Raw genomic sequence first — 19,221 nt, forward strand, 5'->3', positions numbered from 1 at the left:
ACCTGCTGTCTGGCTACAGATGACCCCGCGACCGCGCCCGGTCAAGGAAGGGGCGAGTTTCATGCCCTTCGACGGAGCTGTGTCGCGAATCGAGGTACTGGCGGCGCTGTCTTTGGCGGTCGACCTCGGGCTCGGCCAGCCGATGGACCACATGCTGCGGTCGGCGGCCATGGGCACCAGGCTCGCCGAGCGGCTGGGGCTCGGTGAACGTGAGCGCGGGACCGTCTTCTACACCGGTCTGGTGATGTGGATCGGGTGTCACGCCGACTCCCACGAGTACACGCGATGGTTCGGCGACGACATCGCGATGCGACACGACAGCCACTTCATCGACTGGTCGGGGGCACCGTACCGGCGATTTCTGCTGGGCAACCTCGGTCGTGGGTCGACATTGCCGAAACGGGCGCAGCTGGCGGCCAAAGTCTTTTTGGACGCGCGTGGCAACCTCGGCGCGTTGGTGCAGTCCCATTGCCTGTCGGCCGCATTGCTCGCCGACGAGATCGGCCTGGGTGCGGACGTGTGCGAGGCCCTGCCCTATGCGTACGAACGGTGGGACGGCAGCGGCCTTCCCGGTGGCGCCGCCGGCGGGCAGATACCGGTGACAATGCGCGTGGCGCAGGTTGCCGACATCGCCGAGGTGCACCATCGCGCGTACGGCGCGAACGCCGCCGTCGCGGAGGTCCGCCGACGCAGCGGCACACAGTTCGATCCGGATATCGTCGCGGTGTTCACAGCTGCCGCCGACGAGCTGCTGAACGACAGCGAAGATGCATGGTCGACCGCCGCCGACTTGGCCCCGGACCCGGGGGAGGCGCTGACCGGCCCCGCACTCGACGCACTGCTGCGCGCCATGGGTGATTTCGTGGACCTCAAGTGCCCGTTCACGCTTGGCCATTCCCGCGCCGTGGCCGAGCTGGCGGAGAACGCCGGAAAATGTGCTCGGCTGCCGCAGAACGAGATCGACATCTTGCGCCGCGCCGGCTACGTCCACGACCTCGGCCGGATCGGCGTGTCGAACCGGGTCTGGGAGAAGCCGGGCGGGTTGACCGGTGCCGAACGCGAGCGGGTGCAGATCCACCCGTACCTGACCGGCAGAATTCTGGCCCGGGTGGGTGGGCTGAAGGCCGTCCGGGAGGCCGCGGTGAACCATCACGAGCGACTCGACGGGTCGGGGTATCCGAACGGTGTGCGGGGTGAAGACCTGTCCGTTCGCGATCGGATCCTCGCCGCTGCCGAAAGTTATTGCTCCTCAATGGAACCACGGCCCTACCGTGACGCCCTCGACGACACCGACGCCGCAAGGCGGCTACGAGGCGAGGCCGCCCGCGGGCGCCTCGACGGTGATGTGGTCGAAGCCGTGCTGGAGGCTGCGGGTCACCGGCCGTCGCGCAGAGCCGTCAGGCCGGAGGGACTGACGCGGCGCGAAGCCGAGGTGTTGCTGCACGTTGCGCGCGGGCAATCCAACCGCGAGATCGCCTCGGCCCTCTGGATTTCCGAGAAGACCGTTCGCAATCACGTCGAGCGCATCTATGCCAAAATCGGGGTCTCGAACAGGATCGGGGCCAGCTTGTACGCGACACGGCACGGCCTGACCGCCAGCGCGCTCGACTGATTTGGGGCGGATGCCTCATGTGCGGGCAGGAAATCGGCGAGACCATTTTCCCATGACTCGCACTGCCCAACGGCAATCCGCGGTCGTCGCGCCGACCCGGCAGTCGGTCCCCTCGTCGGGTCTGTGGGACAAGGTACTCACCGACGGCCACGCTTCCTTGATCCGAGCGAGGCGCGCGTTCCGCTATCTGCCTTCGGCCCCGCGATGCAAGCTGTGCAACAACCCGTTCGGCGGTCCCGTCGGCCGGATCTTCGCCGCCGCCGGTTTTCGCCGTTCGCGCAAGAACCCGAACTTGTGCGAGCGATGCTGCGACGCACTGCCGCGGGGCGGCGCGGAGGTGGACATCGCGGTGCTGTTCGCCGACGTCCGCGGCTCCACGGCGCTCGGCGACCGCCGGCCCGCCGCGGATTTCGCCGCGTTGCTCAACCGGTTCTATGGTGCCGCGACGCAGACACTTCTGCGCCACGACGCGGTGATCGACAAGCTGATCGGCGACGAGGTGATGGCGTTCTTCGTCCAGGGCATCAGCGGCCCCCGGTATCGTCAGCGGGCGGTTCAGGCGGGGATCGAGCTGCTCGAAGCGGTCGGATACGGCACCCCCGACGGGCCCTGGCTGGACGTGGGAATAGCGGTGAACGCGGGCGTGGCATACGTCGGCAACGTCGGCGGGGCGGTGGTCGACTTCACCGCCCTCGGGAGTCCGGTCAACGCCGCGGCCCGGATGCAACAACACGCCGCCGGGGGCGAGTTGCTGGTTGCCCGCGGAGTCGCCGACGAACTCATGGCCGGTGCGCCGCAACGCACACTGAATCTTCGCGGGCAGCAAGACCCACTCGGCGCCTTCATCCGGAAAATGTGAGTATTCCGAAAATCTTTACGCGGCCGGCAGACTCGGCCCGCGATCCTGTTGAGGATCGCGGGCCGGACCGCGCGGGGGCGTTATCGCGGCGATGCGCCCGGCCTCGATCGCCGGTCCAGTACCCACGCGGTGGCCAGCGTGAGGGTAACGGCGAAAGAGGCGAGCGCGATCAGGCTCACGGCCGTGCCTCCGTGGAAGGTGTCGTGGTAGGCCGACATGGCCGGCAGCGTGGCGGTGTAGCGGTCGAGCGCCAGGCCGCGCCCCAAGGCGTCGAAGGCGTGGCGGTTGGACAGGATCAGGCTCATCAGGCGCCCGGGGGTCGCCATCTGGTCGACGGGGACGATGGCGCCGCCGAACAGAACCTGCGGGAAGCAGAGCATCGGCAGGGCGAGGGCCGCTTGTGCGGCATTGGAGACCGCGGCCGAGGCGAACAGGCCCAACGCCAGGGCAGAGGTCGCTTCGATCAGAATCGTCGCAAACAGGAAGGCGTAGACGTCCCATCCGACCGCGGGGAGCCGACCGAGCGCGCGCAACACAACCAGTAACACCGCGCTCACTGCCGCCAAGACCGGTAGCAGCGCCGCGATCTTCGATGCCACGTAGGCGCCCACGCTGAGCCCGGCCAGCCGTTCGCGCCGGAAAACGGCCATCTCGCCGACGATCTGGAGCAGGCCGTACGTGAGGCCGAAGAAGAAGCCGTCGAAAGCGATCCAAAACACGATCTGGGCCGGACCCACACCGGCTGCGGCACGCGGATCGAACTCTCCGCGCTTGAACAGCGTCGCCATCATCACCGTCACCAGCACCGGCGAGCCGAGCAGGATCGCAAGGGTCAGCCGGTTGCGAGAGAGAACGTCGACATTGCGCCGGGTCAGGAGCCACCATTGTCGGACCCTGCCGGTGTGCTTGAGGCGGGGCGGGGTGTGGGGGACGCGCCGTTGAGGGGAGCCGTGGCGAGTTGACGCGTAGACGCGGCTTCCCGCGAATCGCTCCGCCCAGATTTGCGGAGTGCCTTCGCACGCCAGGCGCTCGTACACCTCGGTGAGGTCCTGCGCACCGAAGTAGCGCCGCGCCGCGGCCGGGCTGCCGGTGAAGGCCAAGTGGCCGTCGCGAGCCAGGAAGACCACCCGGTCACACCGATCGATTCCGGCCGGCTCGTGCGTGGTGAGAATGACGGTTACCCCGCGCCGGCTGAGCCGGCGCAGCAGGCGCATCACTTCGGCCGCGGTCGACGGATCGAGCCCAGAGGTGGGTTCGTCGAGAAAGAACAGCCTCGGCCCGGTCAGCAGCTCGACGGCGATGCTGGCCCGCTTGCGTTGACCGCCGGACAGCGCACGTACCGGCACGTCGGCACGGTCGGCCAAGTCGAGGTCCTGCAGGGTCTCCTCAACGATCCGTTCCGTTTCCGCCGCGGACGTACCGGCTGGAAGCCGTAGCAGTGCCGCGTACCGCAGCGTTCGGCGCAGGGGCATCTCCAGGTGGATGATGTCGTCCTGAGGTACGTAGCCCACTCGGGAGTCGGTGACGATGCGTGGACGGCGGCCAACGCCGTCGTGCCGTACCTCTCCGGTTGACGGCGGTTGCAGTCCCGCGAGGACCTCCAGCAAGGTGGTTTTGCCCGCCCCGCTGCCGCCGGCGATGGCGACCAATTCGCCGGGTTCCACTGAAAGCGACATCTTTTGCAGGACCTGCCGCCCGCCGGCGCGCCGGCCGATGTCGATCGCATCGATCCGAGCACCCACTGGCACATCGGATGTCGTTGCAGCACATGCTAATTCGGTCATGATCTGATCTCCGTGCTTTCTTGAGGTAACTTCGTCAGGATCGATCATCGGTCCACCGCTTCCGCCGTCGCATGAGGCGTTTGCCTCAAATGGCAAAGTCCGCCGGTGGGTATGCGCTCGGAAATGAGCTAGTCAAAATTGCCTAGAGCGCGGCAACGAAAAATGAGGCAAACGACCTATAGTCGAGCGCGCGCACACGGCGGACACTGAGCCCATGAAGCGATATCTGACGCTGGGTTACGGCGCCGCGGCGTACCTGCTCTTCCTCGCGGCCTTCTTGTATCTCATCGGTTTCGTAGGCAACTTCGCGCTGCCACGAAGCGTCGACCGTGGGCTCACCGCGCCCGTCGCCGAGGCGGCGCTGATCAACGCGGCGCTGATCGCCGCGTTCGGGGTCCAGCACAGCGTGATGGCCCGGCCCGCGTTCAAGCGATGGTGGGTACGCGTCGTGCCGCCGTCGATCGAGCGCAGCACCTACGTGCTGCTGTCGAGCGCGGTGCTGGCCCTGCTGTATTGGCAGTGGCGCACGATGCCGACGGTCATCTGGGACGTGCGGATGCCGGCGGCCCGGGCGCTGCTGTGGGTCTTGTTCTGGCTCGGCTGGGCGGTCGCGCTGCTGGCGACGTTCCTGATCAACCATTTCGACCTGTTCGGGCTTCGGCAGGTGTATCTGGCGTCGCGCCAACAGCCCTACACCAGCATCGAGTTCCGGGTCCGGCTGCTCTACCGGGTGGTGCGCCACCCGCTGATGCTCGGGATGGTCATCGCGTTCTGGGCCGCGCCCGTCATGACGGCCGGGCATCTGCTGTTCTCGGCCGGGATGACGTGCTACATCCTGGTCGCCACGCAGCTGGAGGAGCGTGACCTGGTCACGTCGCTCGGCGACCAATACAGCGCTTACCAGCGCGAGGTATCGATGCTGCTGCCGATTCCACGCCGGCAGCCCACCGGCGTGGCGCGGCAGGGTTGATTCCCGCGCACCGGTGACCGCGCCTCCACCGACCTGTCAGGATTGACGGTATGGATGTCAAGGAGGTGCTGCTGCCGGGCGTCGGCCTTCGCTACGAGTTCACCGATCACAAGGGCGACCGCATCGGCATCATCGCGCGGCGAAGCGGCGACTTCGACGTCGTCGTCTATGCCCGCGACGATCCGGACGAGGCCCGCCCGCTCCTGCACCTCAGCGACGAGGAGGCCGAGGCGGTGGCCCAGATCCTGGGAGCCCCGCGGATCGCGGAGCGGTTCACCGAGTTGGCCCGGGAGATACCCGGACTCGAGACGGGGCAGGTCCACATCCTGGCCAGCAGTCCCTTCGTGGGCCACCCGTTGGGTGACACCCATGCGCGCACCCGCACCGGGGCCTCCATCGTCGCGATCGTGCGTAACGAGGAGGTGCTCGCCTCGCCCGGCCCGGCCGAAACACTTTATGCCCGAGACGTTTTGATCGTCATCGGTACCAATGACGGCATCGCCGGCGTCGAGCAGATCATCGACAAGGGCTGAGCCGGTGCAAGTTTCGTGGGCGCTGTTGTTGGAACTCGGCGCCCTCCTGGCCATGCTGGCCGTATTGGGCGGCGTCGCACGCAGGTTCGCGCTGTCCCCGATCCCGGTGTACCTGCTCGCCGGTCTATCGCTGGGTAAGGGGGGGATCCTCCCGCTGGACGCGGGCGGCCAGTTCATCACGACGAGCGCGCCCATCGGCGTCGTGCTGCTGCTGCTGACCCTGGGCCTGGAGTTCTCCGCCGCCGAATTCGCGACCAGCCTGCGCCACCACCTGCCGTCCGCGGGCGTCGACGTCGTCCTCAACGCGGCGCCCGGCGCGATCGCCGGCTGGCTGCTGGGTTTGGACGGCGTGGCGATCCTGTGCCTGGCGGGCGTCACCTACATCTCCTCGTCGGGCGTCATCGCGCGCCTGCTGGTGGACCTGCGCCGGCTGGGCAACCGGGAGACCCCGGCCGTGCTCTCGGTGCTGGTCCTCGAGGACTTCGCGATGGCGGCCTACCTGCCGCTGTTCGCCGTCCTGGCGTCGGGCGGCGGCTGGCTTCGCGCCGTCGGCGGCATGGTGGCGGCGGTGGGTGCCCTGTTGGCGGCGTTCGCCGCGTCGTACCGCTGGGGCCACCACGTGGGCCGGTTGGTCGAACACCCCGACTCCGAACAGCTGCTGCTGCGGGTGCTGGGCATCACCTTGATCGTGGCGGCCGTGGCGGAATCCCTGCACGCGTCGGCCGCGGTGGGCGCCTTCCTGGTCGGGCTGACGCTCACCGGGGAGACGGCGGACCGGGCGCGCAAGGTGCTGGGCCCGCTGCGGGACCTGTTCGCCGCCATCTTCTTTCTGGCGATCGGCTTTTCGGTCGACCCGCAAGAGCTGATCCCGATGCTGCCGGCGGCGCTGATCGTGGCCGCGGTGACCGCGGCGACCAAGGTGGCCACCGGGATCTTCGCCGCCCGGCGCGACGGGGTGGCCCGCCGGGGGCAGTTGCGCGCGGGCACCGCGCTGATCGCCAGGGGCGAGTTCTCGTTGATCATCATCGGATTGGCGGGCACGTCGATCCCCGCGGTCGCCGCGCTGGCGACGTCCTACGTCTTCATCATGGCGATCGCGGGTCCGGTGCTGGCCCGCTACACGGGCGGACCGCTGGCGCCCAGCGCCGGGCCCCCGCACTGACGCCGGGTCAACCGATGTGCAGGGCCACCACCAGCCACCGGTTGCCGGTCGCGGTCGGCAACCGCTCGACGCGGCAGGCGATGGCGTGGATCCGGTTGCCCCGGCTGTACGAGCCGGAAACCTCGGCCGCGGCGTCGGGGTCCCGGTGACCGGCGGGCTGCAACCGCATCCGCCGCAGCACCGCGGCGCCCTGGCGGCCGGCGGCCGAGTGGCCCACCGAGACCACGGAATCCACCAGGCTGGGCGTCAGCAACGGCCGCAGCTGGGCGACCGGACGGCGGCGGTCGATGACTTCGAGCACCCGGCGCAGCGCCGCGTCGGCGAAGGCCGCCGCCTGCCGCATCTGCGCGGACATCGCGGCGCGCGGCCCGCCCGCAGGCTGCCTGGCGGCCGGATGGGGCCGGTACTGCGCATGGGTGCCGCGCCGGAGCGACGGCGCACGTGCCGATTGCCGGCATGCGGGGACATTCCGCGATACGTCCTGCGCCGGCGGCTCGTAGTCGACGACGGGCAGGACGGCGAAGGCGTCGGACGGACTCACGGCGGGACTGGTGTTCAACGCGCACTCTCCAACTCTTCGGCCGAACCGGAGCCCGCTGGAGAGTGGCAGGCAGTGGTCATCATGGCACAACTCCGGCTCGCGCGTACCCGCGCTCGGACCCGGCCCGGCCGGACGATTACCGTGGGCGAGGCATCTCCTTTTGCGGCAGGGCGATGATTCGATGAGGAGGACAGCGCCCCATGGTGACCCGGTTGTCCCCATCGGACGCGTCGTTTTTCCGGCTGGAAAACACGGCCACCCCGATGTACGTCGGATCGCTGTCGATCCTGCGCCGTCCGCGCGCGGGGTTGAGCTACGAGACGCTGTTGTCCACGGTCGAACGGCGGTTGCCGCAAATCCCGCGCTATCGGCAGAAGGTCCGGGAGGTGCGGGTCGGCTCGGCCCGGCCCGTGTGGATCGACGACGCCGACTTCGACATCACCTACCACGTGCGGCGCTCCGCGCTGCCCTCCCCGGGCAGCGATGAACAGCTGCACGAGCTGATCGCCCGGCTGGCCGCCCGGCCGCTGGACAAGTCGCGGCCGCTGTGGGAGATGTATCTGGTCGAGGGCCTGTCCAAGAACCGCGTCGCGCTCTACACCAAGTCGCATCAAGCCTTGATCAACGGCATGGCGGCGCTGGAGATCAACCACGTCATCGCCGATCGCACCAAACGCCCCCCGGCGCTGCCCGAGGACATCTGGGTCCCGGAACGCGACCCCGGCAACGTGCGGCTGATCTTCGGCGCCGTCGGCGACTGGTTCGTGGGACCGAGCACCCAGCTGCAGGCCGTCGGGTCGGCCCTCGGGGGGCTGGTGACCAACCATGGCGAACTCCTCGCCGCGGGTCGCCGGGTCGTCGATTACGCGCGGGCTGTGGCGCGGGGCACCGCGCCGAGCAGCCCGCTCAATGCCACCGTTTCACGTCACCGGCGGTTCACGGTCGCCAGCTGCAACCTCGACGACTACCGCACCGTGCGCGCGCGGTATGACTGCGACGTCAACGACGTGGTGCTTGCGGTGATCGCCGGCGCCTTGGGCAACTGGCTGATGTCGCGCGGGGTCGCCGTATCGCCGACCGCGACGGTGCGGGCCATGGCGCCGCTGTCCATCTACGCCGATAGTCAGCTCGACGCGACCGGCCCCGGCCAGGCCATCGGCCAGGTGATGCCGTTCCTGGTCGACCTGCCGGTGGGGGAGCCGAACCCGGTGGTGCGGCTGTCGCAGATCGCGCACGCCACCGAGTCCAACCCGACGGCCGCCCGCCTGGTGGATGCCAGGACCATCGTCACGCTGTCGGGATTCGCCCCACCCACGCTGCACGCCATGGGCATCCGGGTCGCCACCAGTTTCCCCAGCTTTTCCCGGCGGACGTTCAACCTGCTGATCACCAACGCGCCCGGGGCCCAGTCGCAGATGTACATCGCGGGCACCAAGTTGCTCGAGACGTATGCCGTCCCCCCGCTGCTGCACAACCAGGCGCTGGCGATCAGCGTGACGTCCTACAACGGCATGCTGTATTTCGGCATCAACGCCGACCGCGAGGCGATGAGTGACGTCGAGCTGCTGCCCGGCCTGCTGAGCCAATCGCTCGAGGAATTGCTGGAAGCCTCCCGCTGATTAGTCGCAGTGAAAAGCGGTGGCCGGTTCTATCATTCGTTGTTGTGAGCACCACGACGAAGGGCCCCAAGGCGAAATCGGCGAAATCAGCGGCGCCGAACGCGCCCAGGATTTCCGACGAGGTATACCAGGCCGAATTATTCCGGCTGCAAACGGAATTCGTGAGGCTGCAGGAATGGGTGCGGCATACCGGCCAACGCCTGGTGGTGGTATTCGAAGGGCGCGACGGGGCGGGCAAGGGCGGAACCATCAAGCGGATCACCGAATACCTCAATCCGCGCGTCGCCCGCATCGCGGCGTTGCCGGCGCCGACCGAGCGGGAACGCGGCCAGTGGTATTACCAGCGCTACATTGCCCAGCTTCCCGCCAAAGGGGAGATCGTGTTGTTCGACCGGTCGTGGTACAACCGCGCCGGCGTGGAGAAGGTCATGGGATTCTGCACGCCGCAAGAGCATGCGCTGTTTTTGCGGCAGACCCCGATCTTCGAGCAGATGCTCATCGACGACGGGCTCCTGCTGCGCAAGTATTGGTTTTCGGTCTCCGAGGGCGAGCAGCTGCGCCGGTTCAAGGCTCGCCTGACTGACCCTGTGCGCCAATGGAAACTGAGCCCGATGGACACCGAATCGCTGTACCGGCGGGAGGATTATTCGCGCGCCAAGGACGAGATGATGGTGCACACCGACACCCCGGTCAGCCCGTGGTATGTCGTGGAATCGGACATCAAGAAGCACGCGCGGCTGAACATGATGGCGCATCTGCTGTCGACGATCTCCTATCACGACGTCGAGCGGCCGCGCGTCAAACTGCCCAAGACTCCGGTGGTGAGCGGGAATTACCGGCGCCCGCCGCGCGAGCTGTCCAAGTACGTCGACGACTACGCGGCCACACTGATCGGGGATCGATGACGTGACGCTCGTCTACATTCCGGCCACGCTGGCCATGTTGCAGCGGCTGGTCGCCGACGGCGAGTTCCGCCCCGTCAACGGCACCGCGTTCGCGCTGACGCCGACCTTGCGCGAGGCCTACGCCGAGGGTGACGATGACGAGCTCGCCGAGGTTGCGCTGCGTGAGGCGGCGCTGGCGTCGCTGCGCCTGCTCGCGGATGACGCCGCCGCGGCCGGATCGCTGCCGCCGCGGCGCGCGGTGCTGGCCGCAGAGGCCGGCGACGTCAGCTACCGGCCCGACCTCGACGACGCGGTGGTGCGGCTCGGCGGGCCGGTCGCGCTCGAGGACGTGATCGCCGCCTACGTCGACAACGCGGACGCCGAGCCGGACGTGACGAAGGCGATCGAGGCCATCGACGCCGCCGACCTGGGCGACGAGGATGCCGAGTTGATCGTCGGCGACGCTCAAGACCATGACTTGGCGTGGTACGCCAACCAGGAGCTGCCGTTCCTGCTCGAGCTGCTCTGACGGGGGTGTGACGCAACCGCGCCCACCAGAGCGCTGGCTACGGAACCGTAGGTTACGGTACCGTAGGTTTCGTGATGCCCAAAGAGTCGACCACAATGGTGAGTGCAAGCAAGACGCAGCATCGTGAGCAGGAGCATCCACTGGGCAGACGTAACCCCTCGATCACGGGCGACGTCGTCGAGACCAGGCGGCCCGTCGTCGCCGGCACCGACCGGCATCCCGGTTGGCACGCGCTGCGCAAGCTGGCCGCGCGGATCACCACGCCGCTGTTGCCCGACGACTACCTGCATCTGGCCAATCCGCTGTGGTCGGCGCGCGAGCTGCGAGGCCGCGTGCTGGCGGTGCGCCGTGAGACCGAGGACTCCGCGACGCTGGTGATCAAGCCGGGCTGGGGCTTCAACTTCGACTACCAGCCGGGGCAGTACATCGGGATCGGCCTGCTGATTGACGGACGCTGGCGCTGGCGGTCGTATTCGCTCACGTCCAGCCCCGCCGAGACATCGGGATCCAGTTCGGCGCGCACGGTGACCATCACCGTGAAGGCGATGCCCGAGGGGTTCCTGTCCACCCACCTGGTGGCGGGCGTCGCGCGGGGGACCATCGTCCGGCTGGCCGCCCCGCAGGGCAACTTCGTGCTGCCCGACCCGGCGCCGCCGTCGATCCTGTTCCTCACCGCCGGCTCGGGGATCACGCCGGTGATGTCGATGCTGCGAACCCTGGTGCGCCGCAACCAGATTGGTGACATTACGCATGTCCATTCGGCGCCCAGCGAAGCCGACGTGATGTTTCGCGCCGAATTGGCCGCGCTGGCGGCCGACCATCCGGGTTACCGCCTGCTCCTGCGGGAGACGCGCACCCAAGGCCGGCTCGACCTCGCCCGGCTCGACCACGAGGTACCGGACTGGCGCGAACGCCACACCTGGGCCTGCGGACCTGAGGGCATGCTGGCCCGGGCCGAGAAGATCTGGTCGGCGGCGGGTATCGGCGACCGGCTGCACCTCGAACGGTTCGCCGTGTCCAGGGCCGCGCCGGCCGGTGCGGGCGGAACGGTCACGTTCGCCCGCAGCGGTCGCGCCGTCGCGGCCGACGCCGCGACGTCGTTGATGGACGCGGGCGAGGGAGCCGGCGTGCAGATGCCGTTTGGCTGCCGAATGGGTATCTGCCAGTCGTGCGTGGTTGGCCTCGTGGAGGGCCACGTCCGTGACCTGCGCACCGGCGCGGAGCACGAGCCGGGCACCCGGATTCAGACCTGCATATCGGCCGCGTCCGGCGATTGTGTGCTCGACATCTAAAGGCTACTCACAGGTAACCTACGGATTCGTAGGTTACGATAGCGTAGGTCTAGTACACACAATCGACCGCAGGGAGGAAGACGATGGCGATCACCGACGTCGACGTATTCGCCCATCTGACGGACGCCGACATCGAGAGCCTGGCCGTTGAGCTGGACGCCATCCGCCAGGACATCGAAGACTCTCGCGGCGAGCGGGACTCCCGCTACATCCGCCGCACCATCGCAGCGCAGCGCGCGCTGGAGGTATCCGGCCGGCTGATGCTGACCGCGAGTTCCCGCCGCTCGGCATGGTGGGCGGGAACCGTCACCCTGGGCGTGGCCAAGATCATCGAGAACATGGAGATCGGCCACAACGTCATGCACGGCCAGTGGGACTGGATGAACGATCCGGAGATCCACTCCTCGGCGTGGGAGTGGGACATGAGCGGGTCGTCCAAGCACTGGCGCTACACCCACAACTTCGTGCACCACAAATACACGAACATCCTCGGGATGGACGACGACGTCGGCTACGGCCTGCTGCGCGTCACGCGCGACCAGAAGTGGAAGCGCTTCAACATCTTCAACCTGGTCTACAACACCATCCTCGCGCTGCTGTTCGAATGGGGTGTGGGCCTGCAGCACGTGGAGCTCGGCAAGATCGCCAAGAAACGGATGGATTCCGACGACGCGCGGCAGCGGGTCGACGAGTTCCTGGCCAAAGCCGGCCGGCAGGTGCTCAAGGACTACGTCGCGTTCCCGGCGCTCACCGCGCTGTCGCCCGGGGCCACGTACACGTCCACATTGAAGGCCAACGCGCTGGCCAACGTGATCCGCAACGTATGGGCGAACGCCGTGATCTTCTGTGGCCATTTCCCCGACGGCGCAGAGAAATTCACCAAGACCGACATGATCGGCGAGACCAAGGGCCAGTGGTACCTGCGCCAGATGCTGGGCAGCGCCAACTTCGAGGCCGGGCCCGCGCTGCGGTTCATGAGCGGCAACCTGTGCCACCAGATCGAGCACCACCTGTTCCCGGATCTGCCGAGCAATCGATACGCCGAGATCTCGGTGCGGGTGCGCGAGGTGTGCGACAAGTACGACCTGCCCTACACCACCGGCTCGTTCCTGGTGCAGTACGCCAAGACCTGGCGCACGCTGGCCAAGCTGTCGCTGCCGAACTCCTACCTGCGCGACAGCGCCGACGACGCGCCGGAAACCCGCAGCGAGCGGATGTTCGCCGAGCTGGAGCCCGGTTTCGCGGGCACCGACCCGCAGACCGGCCGGCGGCGCGGGCTGAAGACCGCCATCGCGACCGTGCGCGGCTGGCGGCGCGCCAAGCGTGCGCAGCGCGATGCGCGGCGCACGGTCGGCGGGGCCGACGACCTCGCGGCCTAGCGTTCGGATCGAAGCCGGCGCTCGGCCTGGGCGCCGACGCCGGCCTGTTCGCCATACTGGGTAAGTGCAGGTGTTCGTCGGCTCGCAGGTGTCCCACTGGGATTTCCCGCGGAGCACGGCCAGCGTCGCGCTGATGGCCGAGTTCGCTTGCCGCAACGGCTGTGCCGTGGCCGACGTCTTGGAAGGGACCGATCTGTCGGAGGCCGACCTGCGCGACCCCAACCGGACGATCGTCGGGCGCCAGGAACTGGCGGTCGCGACGAACCTGGTGAACCTGCTGGGCAACGAGGGCGGAGCGGCCGACCTGGGGGTGCGGGTGGGCGGCAGCTATCACGTCGGGGCGCTGGGCATCTTCGGTTTCGCCTGCCTGACCAGTTCGACGCTGGGTGACGCCGTCCGGTTCGCGGCCCGGTTCTACGAGCTGAGCTACGGCTTCTGCCTGCCGACCGTCACGGTGGACGGGCCCGTGGCGGCGATGCGGCTCGACCTGCCCGACTTGACCGGTCCGGTGGCGGAGTTCCTGGTGCGGCGCGACCTGGTGGCGATCGCCCGGGTCATGGCCGAGATGCTGGGCCGTCCCGTCCCGTTCACCTCGATCGAGTTCGCCGGACCCGCCCCGTCGTCGGGTGATGCCTTGGCCCGCAAGGCCTTTGGTGTGACGCCGCGCTACGACTCGCCGGCCAACGTGGCACGCTGGCCGGCCGCATTGCTGGACAATCCGCTGCCCCGGGCCAGCGAGATGACCGTGGCCACGTGCGAGCAGCAGTGCCGCGAATTGCTGGAACGCCGTCGGCAGCGGACCGGGGTGGCGCGGCGGGTGCGTGAGCGCCTGGCGTCGATCGACGGCGAACCCCACACCATCGCGGCCGTCGCGCGGCAGTTGGCGATGAGCGAGCGGACGCTGCGCCGCCGGCTGGTCGAGGAGAACACGAGCTTCCGGGACCTGGTCGAGGAGGTCCACCGTGTCCTCGCCGAGGAGCTGTTGGCAACCGGCGCGCTGTCGGTCGACGACGTCGCGCTGCGGCTGGGGTACGCCGAGGCGACGAGTTTCATCGCCGCGTTCAAACGGTGGACGGGCACGACGCCGGCACGCTATCAGCGTTCGGTCGCGCCGCGCGCCCGGTTGGCCGCCGGCTGATCGTGGCCGGAATCATGGATTTGCCGACCGCTATCGGCTGCCTGCGGCGTGCCGTCGACGCCTAACGTTTGGCGCATGACTTCGACCACTCGCAAGCCCCGCGTGCTGGTGATCGGCGCGGGATTCGGCGGCCTGGCCGCCGCCCACGAGCTCTCCCGGGACGGCCTCGCCGACGTGACGGTGCTGGAGAAGGCCGGCGACATCGGCGGCGTGTGGCGGGAGAACACCTACCCCGGCGCGGCCTGCGACGTCCCGTCGAACCTGTACTCCTACTCCTTCGCCCGAAAGACGGACTGGGGGCGGCGCTACGCCGAGCAGCCCGACATCCTCGGCTACATCCACGACACCGCCGACCGGTTCGGCCTGCGGGACCTGGTGCGGACCGGGGTCGAGGTCACCTCCGCCCGCTACGACGACGACACCGCCACCTGGCGGGTGGAGACCGCGTCGGGTGACGTCTTCGAGGCCGACGTCCTGGTGCCCGCGGTCGGCCAGCTGTCGCGGCCGGCGTTTCCCAACATCCCGGGGCTCGACACGTTCGCGGGCCCGTCGTTCCATTCGGCGCAGTGGCGCCACGACGTCGACCTGGCCGGCAAGCGCGTGGCGGTGCTCGGCACCGGCGCGTCGGCGATCCAATTCGTCCCGCGCATCCGCGAGGCGGCCGGGCGGGTCACCGTCTTTCAGCGCTCCGCGCCGTACATCATCCCCAAGCCCGACCGTGCCTACACCGGTGCGCACCACGCCGCGTTCCGGAAGGTGCCCGGGTTCGCCGCCGCGATGCGGGGCCTGATCTGGGAGATCTCGGAGTTCTTCGGCCTTGCGCTGACCAAGGTCGCCCCGCTCGCCTGGCTGATAGGCGTCGTCGCGTCGGCGAACCTCAAGCACCACATCAAGGACCCGGTGCTGCGGGCCAAGCTCACGCCCGACTACCCGGTCGGCTGCAAGCGCGTCCTGTTCAGCAACGACTGGTATCCCGCGCTGGCGAGCGACAACGTCGAGGTGGAGACCGGCGCGATCGCCGAGGTGACGCCCACGGGTGTGCGCACCGCCGACGGGCGCCTGCACGAGGTCGACGTCGTCATCTACGGCACCGGGTTCAAGGCCACCGAATTCCTTGCGCCGGTGACGATCACCGGCCGCGACGGGCGGGAGCTGTCCGCCGAGTGGGCCGAGGGGGCCCGCGCGCATCTGGGCATGGCGGTGCCGGGTTTCCCGAACATGTTCCTGATCTACGGGCCGAACACCAACCTCGGCAGCAGCTCGATCATCCTGATGATGGAGCAGCAGGCCCGCTACATCCGCCAGATCACCGAGGAGCTTGCCCGCGGGGGTGTGTCCCGCGCGTTCGAGGTTCGCCGCGCCGTGGAGCAGGCCTACGACGCGGAGGTCCAGGCCCGCCTCGATGCCGGCGTGTGGACCACCTGCGACTCCTGGTACCGCACCGCCTCCGGCCGCGTCACCACCAACTGGCCCGGCCTGGTGCACGAATACCAACGCCGCACCCGGACCGCGGTGCTCGCGGACTACGAGGTGGTCCTTCCCGAACGCGCAACCAAGAAGGTCGGCGCTTAACCCTGTTCGGCGGCCGGGACTACGCTCGCAAACATGCTCGCAGCGTTCGGATTCGAAACCATGGGTGTGGTCGTCGGGGACATGTTCTTCGTTGACCCCCGCCCGCTCGAAGGCCAGGAGACCCCGGAGCGGGGAGTCAGACTGGAACTGCGCCTCGTCGACCGCGACGAGCCGCAGGGGTCGATCTACGCGGGGGTTCCGATCTCCTTCAACCGCCCGGTGTGGCGGGTGGACCTGTTCGGATCCACCGAGAGCCCGCCCGGGACGCTCGACCGGGCCCATCACCACCCCCGTTTCGACGGGTGGGAACCCGGCCGCCGGCATTTCGTCCCCGAGCTGTCGGCCGACCCGGTGGGCTGGCTGGCCGGCCAGCTCGCCGACCCGGCCGCCGTGCTCACGCGGGCGGGCGTCGACCCCGACGAGGTCAGCGAGGCCGACAAGGCCGGGCTCGCCGCGGCGGCTCCGGAGATCGTCGCCGCGGTCAAACGGATGCTCGACGGCGTGCGGGACGGAGAATTGGCCCCGTCGCCCGAAGAGCCTGTCGCCGCCGCTCGCACCGGCTGGCTCTAGCCGGTCACCTTCTCCGCCAGCGCCGCCAGCTTGGCGTCGAGGTCGGTTGCGGCCTCGAGCAATTCGGGATTCGGTGCGACGACCATCAGCGACGACGGCTTGACGTAGGTCAGGCTGCTGCCGGCGCCCTCGTCGGCGATCAGCAGCTCGACGGGGGCGAACAGGCCCGCGGTCACGTCGTGGCGCAGCATCGTGATCGCGATCAACGGGTTGCCGAGGATGACGCGGACCACCTTGCGGTCGATGCCCGCCTTGGTGATCCAGGCGCCGTGGTCGAAGGCCCCGAACAGCATGAACCCGCTTGGCCCGACATGCGTTTCGACGCGCTGCCGGTAAGCAGCCCAGTCATCGGTGGCCGCCGCGATGTCGTTGATCGGGACGGGACGCTCGCCGATGTCGGCCAGGAGCGCGGCGAGCACCTCGTCGTGGCTCTTGGCACTCTGGTAGCGCACGCGTACGCCGTTGAAAACCGTCTCGGTCATAATTTCCCCGTCCTTCGGTCCTCGCCGATCTTAAGGATCGGAGTCCGGTTCTCCGGCTGAACCCTTTCCCACAGGCCGCCCGTGCCCAGCGCCGTTGCCGACTGGTCCTCCCTGCGGAACCACTCCTCGGCGCTCTTGATCCGATTCGGGTGAATCTCGTCGAGCAGGGCGTAATCGCGCTTGATGACCTCGTGCTTCCACAGATTCCAGAATCCCGTGAAGTTGTCGCGGATGTTCATGGTGCTCTTGTCTTTCGGGTCCGCGTTGTACCCGGCGGGCGCATCCGCGGCCCTGCTGAGGGGACCCTCGCGCCAGTAGGTGTCCAGATCGGTGTCGATGTAGCGGCTCGGATGCCCGGTGACCCTCTCGAATGCCGCGGCAAGATCGGCGTAGCGGATCTGGTCGATGGCGACTTCGAGGTCGAGGCCATTCGCGCGCTCGGGATGGTCGAAAAGCCAACGGACGTAATATCCGCAGTCTTCGAGGGCCACGTGCGGCACGGCTCCCTCGCCAAGCGGAACCCGCCACGTCACCACGCCGTCCTCGATGGTGGGTGCCATCGGCGTCCCGGGCGAAATCACCATCTCGATGTACGGGCCGGACGTGAACACCGCCGCGCCCATTCGATTGCCGTTCACCTGATTCTGAAACAGGATCCACTCACCCACGCGGCCCTTGCCGTCATAGTGCCCGGTGCGGAATCTGGAGTCATATCCCGACTTCTTGAGCCCGTAGTCGAGGTTTCCATAGACGAAGAACTTGATGCCCTCTTCGATGGCTATCTCGTAAGCGCGCATCGCCCAATAGATCTCGGTCTTCTCTCCGGTGTTGAACCCGTCGATGTTGATGAACGCTGCGTCGGCACCGCGAAACCCTTCGCGCAGAACCTCTTCGTCGGCGAACGAACCTTCCAGGACGGCGACGTTGTCGAGGGCGAGGAGCTCCTTGGCCCGCCGGGAAGCGGGGTCGCGGCTGAGGAATCGAACGGAGTACTTCTTGTCCGAGACCAGGGCACGTATGACCGGCATGCCCTGGGCTCCGGTGCCGCCGATGACAAAGACTCTCGAGCCGGTGTCGGAAGACATTACAGCCGCTCGATTATGGTCGCGTTGGCCATGCCGCCGCCCTCGCACATCGTCTGCAGCCCATACCGTCCGCCGCGCTGTTCGAGAGCGTTGACCAGTGTGGTCATGATGCGGGCACCACTCGCGCCAAGCGGGTGGCCGATAGCGATGGCACCCCCGTTGACGTTGGTCCGGTCGAGGATGCCGGTTTGCTCCCCATCTACGTCCTTGGCCCAGGCGAGCACGACGGGTGCGAAGGCCTCGTTCACCTCGAACAGGTCGATGTCGGCCAGCGTCAAGCCGGCCCGCCGCAGCACCTTCTCGGTGGCCGGGATGACCCCGGTCAGCATGTAGAGCGGATCGGAGCCGACCACGGTGGTGGTGTGGATGCGGGCCAGCGGACGCAGGCCCAGCCTGCGGGCGGTCTCGCTGCTGGCGATCATGACCGCGGCGCTGCCGTCGGAGAGCGGCGAGGAGTTGCCGGCGGTGATCTCCCAATTGATCTGCGGGAAACGGGCTTTCATCGCCTCGCTGTAGAACGCGGGCTGCAGCCCGGCCAGGGTCTCGATCGTCGTGCCGGGCCGGATGAATTCGTCGGAGGCAAGGCCGGCGATGGGAATCAGCTCGTTGTCGAAGAGCCCATCCTTGGTCGCGCGGGCGGCCTTGTCGTGGCTGCCGGCGGAGAATTCGTCGAGCTGGGTGCGCGAGAATCCCCACTTCGCGGCGATCAGCTCGGCGCTGATGCCCTGCGGCACCAGGCCATCGGGATAGCGACGCGTCATGTCGTCGCCGAAGGGATTGCTGCCCGGCAGCACCGAGCTGCCCATGGGGACACGGCCCATCGACTCCACGCCGGCGGCCACGACCAGGTCGTAGGCGCCGGAGATGACGCCCTGCGCGGCGAAGCTGATGGCCTGCTGGCTGCTGCCGCACTGCCGGTCGATCGTGACGCCGGGAACCGACTCGGGGAATCCGGCACCCAGCAGCGCGTTGCGGGCGATGTTGACGGCCTGGTCGCCGACCTGGGCCACCGCGCCGGCGATGACGTCGTCGACCTGCGCCGCGTCCACCCCGGTGCGCGCCACCAGTTCGCGCAGGCTGTGCGCCAGCAGGTCGGCGGGCAAAACCTCGTGCAGGGCACCGCTGGGTTTGCCCTTGCCGATGGGGGTGCGGACGGCTCCGACGATGACGGCGTCGCGGTTCATGGCTCCTCCTCGAGTCCCTGCGGATC

General features: G+C 68.4%; 18 protein-coding genes. 13 read left to right on the forward strand and 5 right to left on the reverse strand.

What is annotated here, in order from left to right; translation table 11 throughout:
• The first annotated feature begins 61 nt into the window (after positions 1-61).
• The gene (locus G6N51_RS24760) at positions 62-1,612 is read left to right on the forward strand and encodes an HD domain-containing phosphohydrolase (RefSeq protein WP_083170086.1); all 1,551 of its coding nucleotides are present in this window, start codon (positions 62-64) and stop codon (positions 1,610-1,612) included.
• A gap of 52 nt (positions 1,613-1,664) precedes the next feature.
• Positions 1,665-2,471 (forward strand): adenylate/guanylate cyclase domain-containing protein, encoded by an 807-nt coding sequence (locus G6N51_RS24765; RefSeq protein ID WP_083169935.1) that lies wholly within the window; start codon positions 1,665-1,667, stop codon positions 2,469-2,471.
• A gap of 80 nt (positions 2,472-2,551) precedes the next feature.
• Here G6N51_RS24765 and G6N51_RS24770 read toward each other — a convergent pair whose 3' ends face one another.
• Positions 2,552-4,255 (reverse strand): ABC transporter ATP-binding protein/permease, encoded by a 1,704-nt coding sequence (locus G6N51_RS24770; RefSeq protein WP_083169937.1) that lies wholly within the window; start codon positions 4,253-4,255, stop codon positions 2,552-2,554.
• 214 nt (positions 4,256-4,469) lie between these two features.
• On the opposite strand from G6N51_RS24770, the gene mddA reads away from it, so the two are divergent.
• Genes mddA through G6N51_RS24785 form a run of 3 tightly spaced genes read left to right on the forward strand, consistent with a single transcriptional unit; the run spans position 4,470 to position 6,920 of the window.
• Entirely contained in the window at positions 4,470-5,225 is a 756-nt protein-coding gene (mddA, locus tag G6N51_RS24775; protein WP_083169939.1) for a methanethiol S-methyltransferase, read from the forward strand.
• Positions 5,226-5,275: 50 nt separating this feature from the next.
• Positions 5,276-5,758 carry a cation:proton antiporter regulatory subunit gene (locus tag G6N51_RS24780; protein ID WP_083169941.1) on the forward strand — a complete coding sequence of 161 codons (483 nt, stop codon included), beginning with the start codon at positions 5,276-5,278 and terminating at the stop codon, positions 5,756-5,758.
• Positions 5,759-5,762: 4 nt separating this feature from the next.
• The gene (locus G6N51_RS24785) at positions 5,763-6,920 is read left to right on the forward strand and encodes a cation:proton antiporter (protein ID WP_083169943.1); all 1,158 of its coding nucleotides are present in this window, start codon (positions 5,763-5,765) and stop codon (positions 6,918-6,920) included.
• A gap of 7 nt (positions 6,921-6,927) precedes the next feature.
• Here G6N51_RS24785 and G6N51_RS24790 read toward each other — a convergent pair whose 3' ends face one another.
• Positions 6,928-7,479, reverse strand: coding sequence for an Rv3235 family protein (locus G6N51_RS24790; RefSeq protein ID WP_167528599.1), 552 nt, complete (start codon positions 7,477-7,479; stop codon positions 6,928-6,930).
• A 182-nt stretch (positions 7,480-7,661) separates the two neighbouring features.
• On the opposite strand from G6N51_RS24790, the gene G6N51_RS28935 reads away from it, so the two are divergent.
• The 8 genes from G6N51_RS28935 (at position 7,662) to G6N51_RS24835 (ending at position 16,444) form a co-directional block, all read left to right on the forward strand.
• On the forward strand, positions 7,662-9,080 hold the full coding sequence (locus tag G6N51_RS28935) for a WS/DGAT/MGAT family O-acyltransferase (protein ID WP_083169945.1): 1,419 nt from the start codon (positions 7,662-7,664) through the stop codon (positions 9,078-9,080).
• Between the two features lie 44 nt (positions 9,081-9,124).
• Positions 9,125-9,985: a polyphosphate kinase 2 gene (gene ppk2 / locus G6N51_RS24805; protein WP_083169947.1), complete on the forward strand. Its 861-nt coding sequence runs from the start codon at positions 9,125-9,127 to the stop codon at positions 9,983-9,985.
• A 1-nt stretch (position 9,986) separates the two neighbouring features.
• Positions 9,987-10,493: a DUF6912 family protein gene (locus tag G6N51_RS24810; protein ID WP_142274874.1), complete on the forward strand. Its 507-nt coding sequence runs from the start codon at positions 9,987-9,989 to the stop codon at positions 10,491-10,493.
• A gap of 98 nt (positions 10,494-10,591) precedes the next feature.
• Positions 10,592-11,785 (forward strand): ferredoxin reductase, encoded by a 1,194-nt coding sequence (locus G6N51_RS24815; RefSeq protein ID WP_372510106.1) that lies wholly within the window; start codon positions 10,592-10,594, stop codon positions 11,783-11,785.
• Positions 11,786-11,868: 83 nt separating this feature from the next.
• On the forward strand, positions 11,869-13,164 hold the full coding sequence (locus tag G6N51_RS24820; RefSeq protein WP_083169949.1) for a fatty acid desaturase family protein: 1,296 nt from the start codon (positions 11,869-11,871) through the stop codon (positions 13,162-13,164).
• 64 nt (positions 13,165-13,228) lie between these two features.
• Positions 13,229-14,302: an AraC family transcriptional regulator gene (locus G6N51_RS24825; protein WP_083169951.1), complete on the forward strand. Its 1,074-nt coding sequence runs from the start codon at positions 13,229-13,231 to the stop codon at positions 14,300-14,302.
• Between the two features lie 75 nt (positions 14,303-14,377).
• On the forward strand, positions 14,378-15,874 hold the full coding sequence (locus tag G6N51_RS24830) for a flavin-containing monooxygenase (RefSeq protein WP_083169953.1): 1,497 nt from the start codon (positions 14,378-14,380) through the stop codon (positions 15,872-15,874).
• Positions 15,875-15,907: 33 nt separating this feature from the next.
• A complete protein-coding gene (locus G6N51_RS24835; protein ID WP_083169955.1) occupies positions 15,908-16,444 on the forward strand; it encodes a hypothetical protein in 537 nt (178 codons plus the stop codon).
• Here G6N51_RS24835 and G6N51_RS24840 read toward each other — a convergent pair.
• From G6N51_RS24840 to G6N51_RS24850, 3 genes are read right to left on the reverse strand one after another with little or no spacing between them, the layout of a single operon-like run.
• The gene (locus tag G6N51_RS24840; protein ID WP_083169957.1) at positions 16,441-16,926 is read right to left on the reverse strand and encodes a DUF302 domain-containing protein; all 486 of its coding nucleotides are present in this window, start codon (positions 16,924-16,926) and stop codon (positions 16,441-16,443) included. The two genes, G6N51_RS24835 and G6N51_RS24840, sit on opposite strands and share 4 nt — an antisense overlap.
• The gene (locus G6N51_RS24845) at positions 16,923-18,011 is read right to left on the reverse strand and encodes an NmrA family NAD(P)-binding protein (protein WP_083169959.1); all 1,089 of its coding nucleotides are present in this window, start codon (positions 18,009-18,011) and stop codon (positions 16,923-16,925) included. The genes G6N51_RS24840 and G6N51_RS24845 overlap by 4 nt, the downstream gene beginning before the upstream one ends.
• Positions 18,011-19,195 (reverse strand): thiolase family protein, encoded by a 1,185-nt coding sequence (locus tag G6N51_RS24850; RefSeq protein WP_083169961.1) that lies wholly within the window; start codon positions 19,193-19,195, stop codon positions 18,011-18,013. Before G6N51_RS24850 ends, G6N51_RS24845 begins: the two co-directional genes overlap by 1 nt.
• Positions 19,196-19,221 lie beyond the last annotated feature (26 nt).

This window comes from Mycobacterium paraseoulense (genome assembly GCF_010731655.1).
Lineage (GTDB): Bacteria > Actinomycetota > Actinomycetes > Mycobacteriales > Mycobacteriaceae > Mycobacterium > Mycobacterium paraseoulense.

Bases quoted from the DNA above. Each gene is read 5' to 3' on its own strand.
- G6N51_RS24835 (WP_083169955.1), top strand. From the start codon at position 15,908: ATGCTCGCAGCGTTCGGATTCGAAACCATGGGTGTGGTCGTCGGGGAC.
- G6N51_RS24845 (WP_083169959.1), bottom strand. From the start codon at position 18,011: ATGTCTTCCGACACCGGCTCGAGAGTCTTTGTCATCGGCGGCACCGGA.
- mddA (WP_083169939.1), top strand. From the start codon at position 4,470: ATGAAGCGATATCTGACGCTGGGTTACGGCGCCGCGGCGTACCTGCTC.
- G6N51_RS24765 (WP_083169935.1), top strand. From the start codon at position 1,665: ATGACTCGCACTGCCCAACGGCAATCCGCGGTCGTCGCGCCGACCCGG.
- G6N51_RS24830 (WP_083169953.1), top strand. From the start codon at position 14,378: ATGACTTCGACCACTCGCAAGCCCCGCGTGCTGGTGATCGGCGCGGGA.
- G6N51_RS28935 (WP_083169945.1), top strand. From the start codon at position 7,662: ATGGTGACCCGGTTGTCCCCATCGGACGCGTCGTTTTTCCGGCTGGAA.
- G6N51_RS24780 (WP_083169941.1), top strand. From the start codon at position 5,276: ATGGATGTCAAGGAGGTGCTGCTGCCGGGCGTCGGCCTTCGCTACGAG.
- G6N51_RS24840 (WP_083169957.1), bottom strand. From the start codon at position 16,926: ATGACCGAGACGGTTTTCAACGGCGTACGCGTGCGCTACCAGAGTGCC.
- G6N51_RS24760 (WP_083170086.1), top strand. From the start codon at position 62: ATGCCCTTCGACGGAGCTGTGTCGCGAATCGAGGTACTGGCGGCGCTG.
- G6N51_RS24850 (WP_083169961.1), bottom strand. From the start codon at position 19,195: ATGAACCGCGACGCCGTCATCGTCGGAGCCGTCCGCACCCCCATCGGC.
- G6N51_RS24770 (WP_083169937.1), bottom strand. From the start codon at position 4,255: ATGACCGAATTAGCATGTGCTGCAACGACATCCGATGTGCCAGTGGGT.
- G6N51_RS24820 (WP_083169949.1), top strand. From the start codon at position 11,869: ATGGCGATCACCGACGTCGACGTATTCGCCCATCTGACGGACGCCGAC.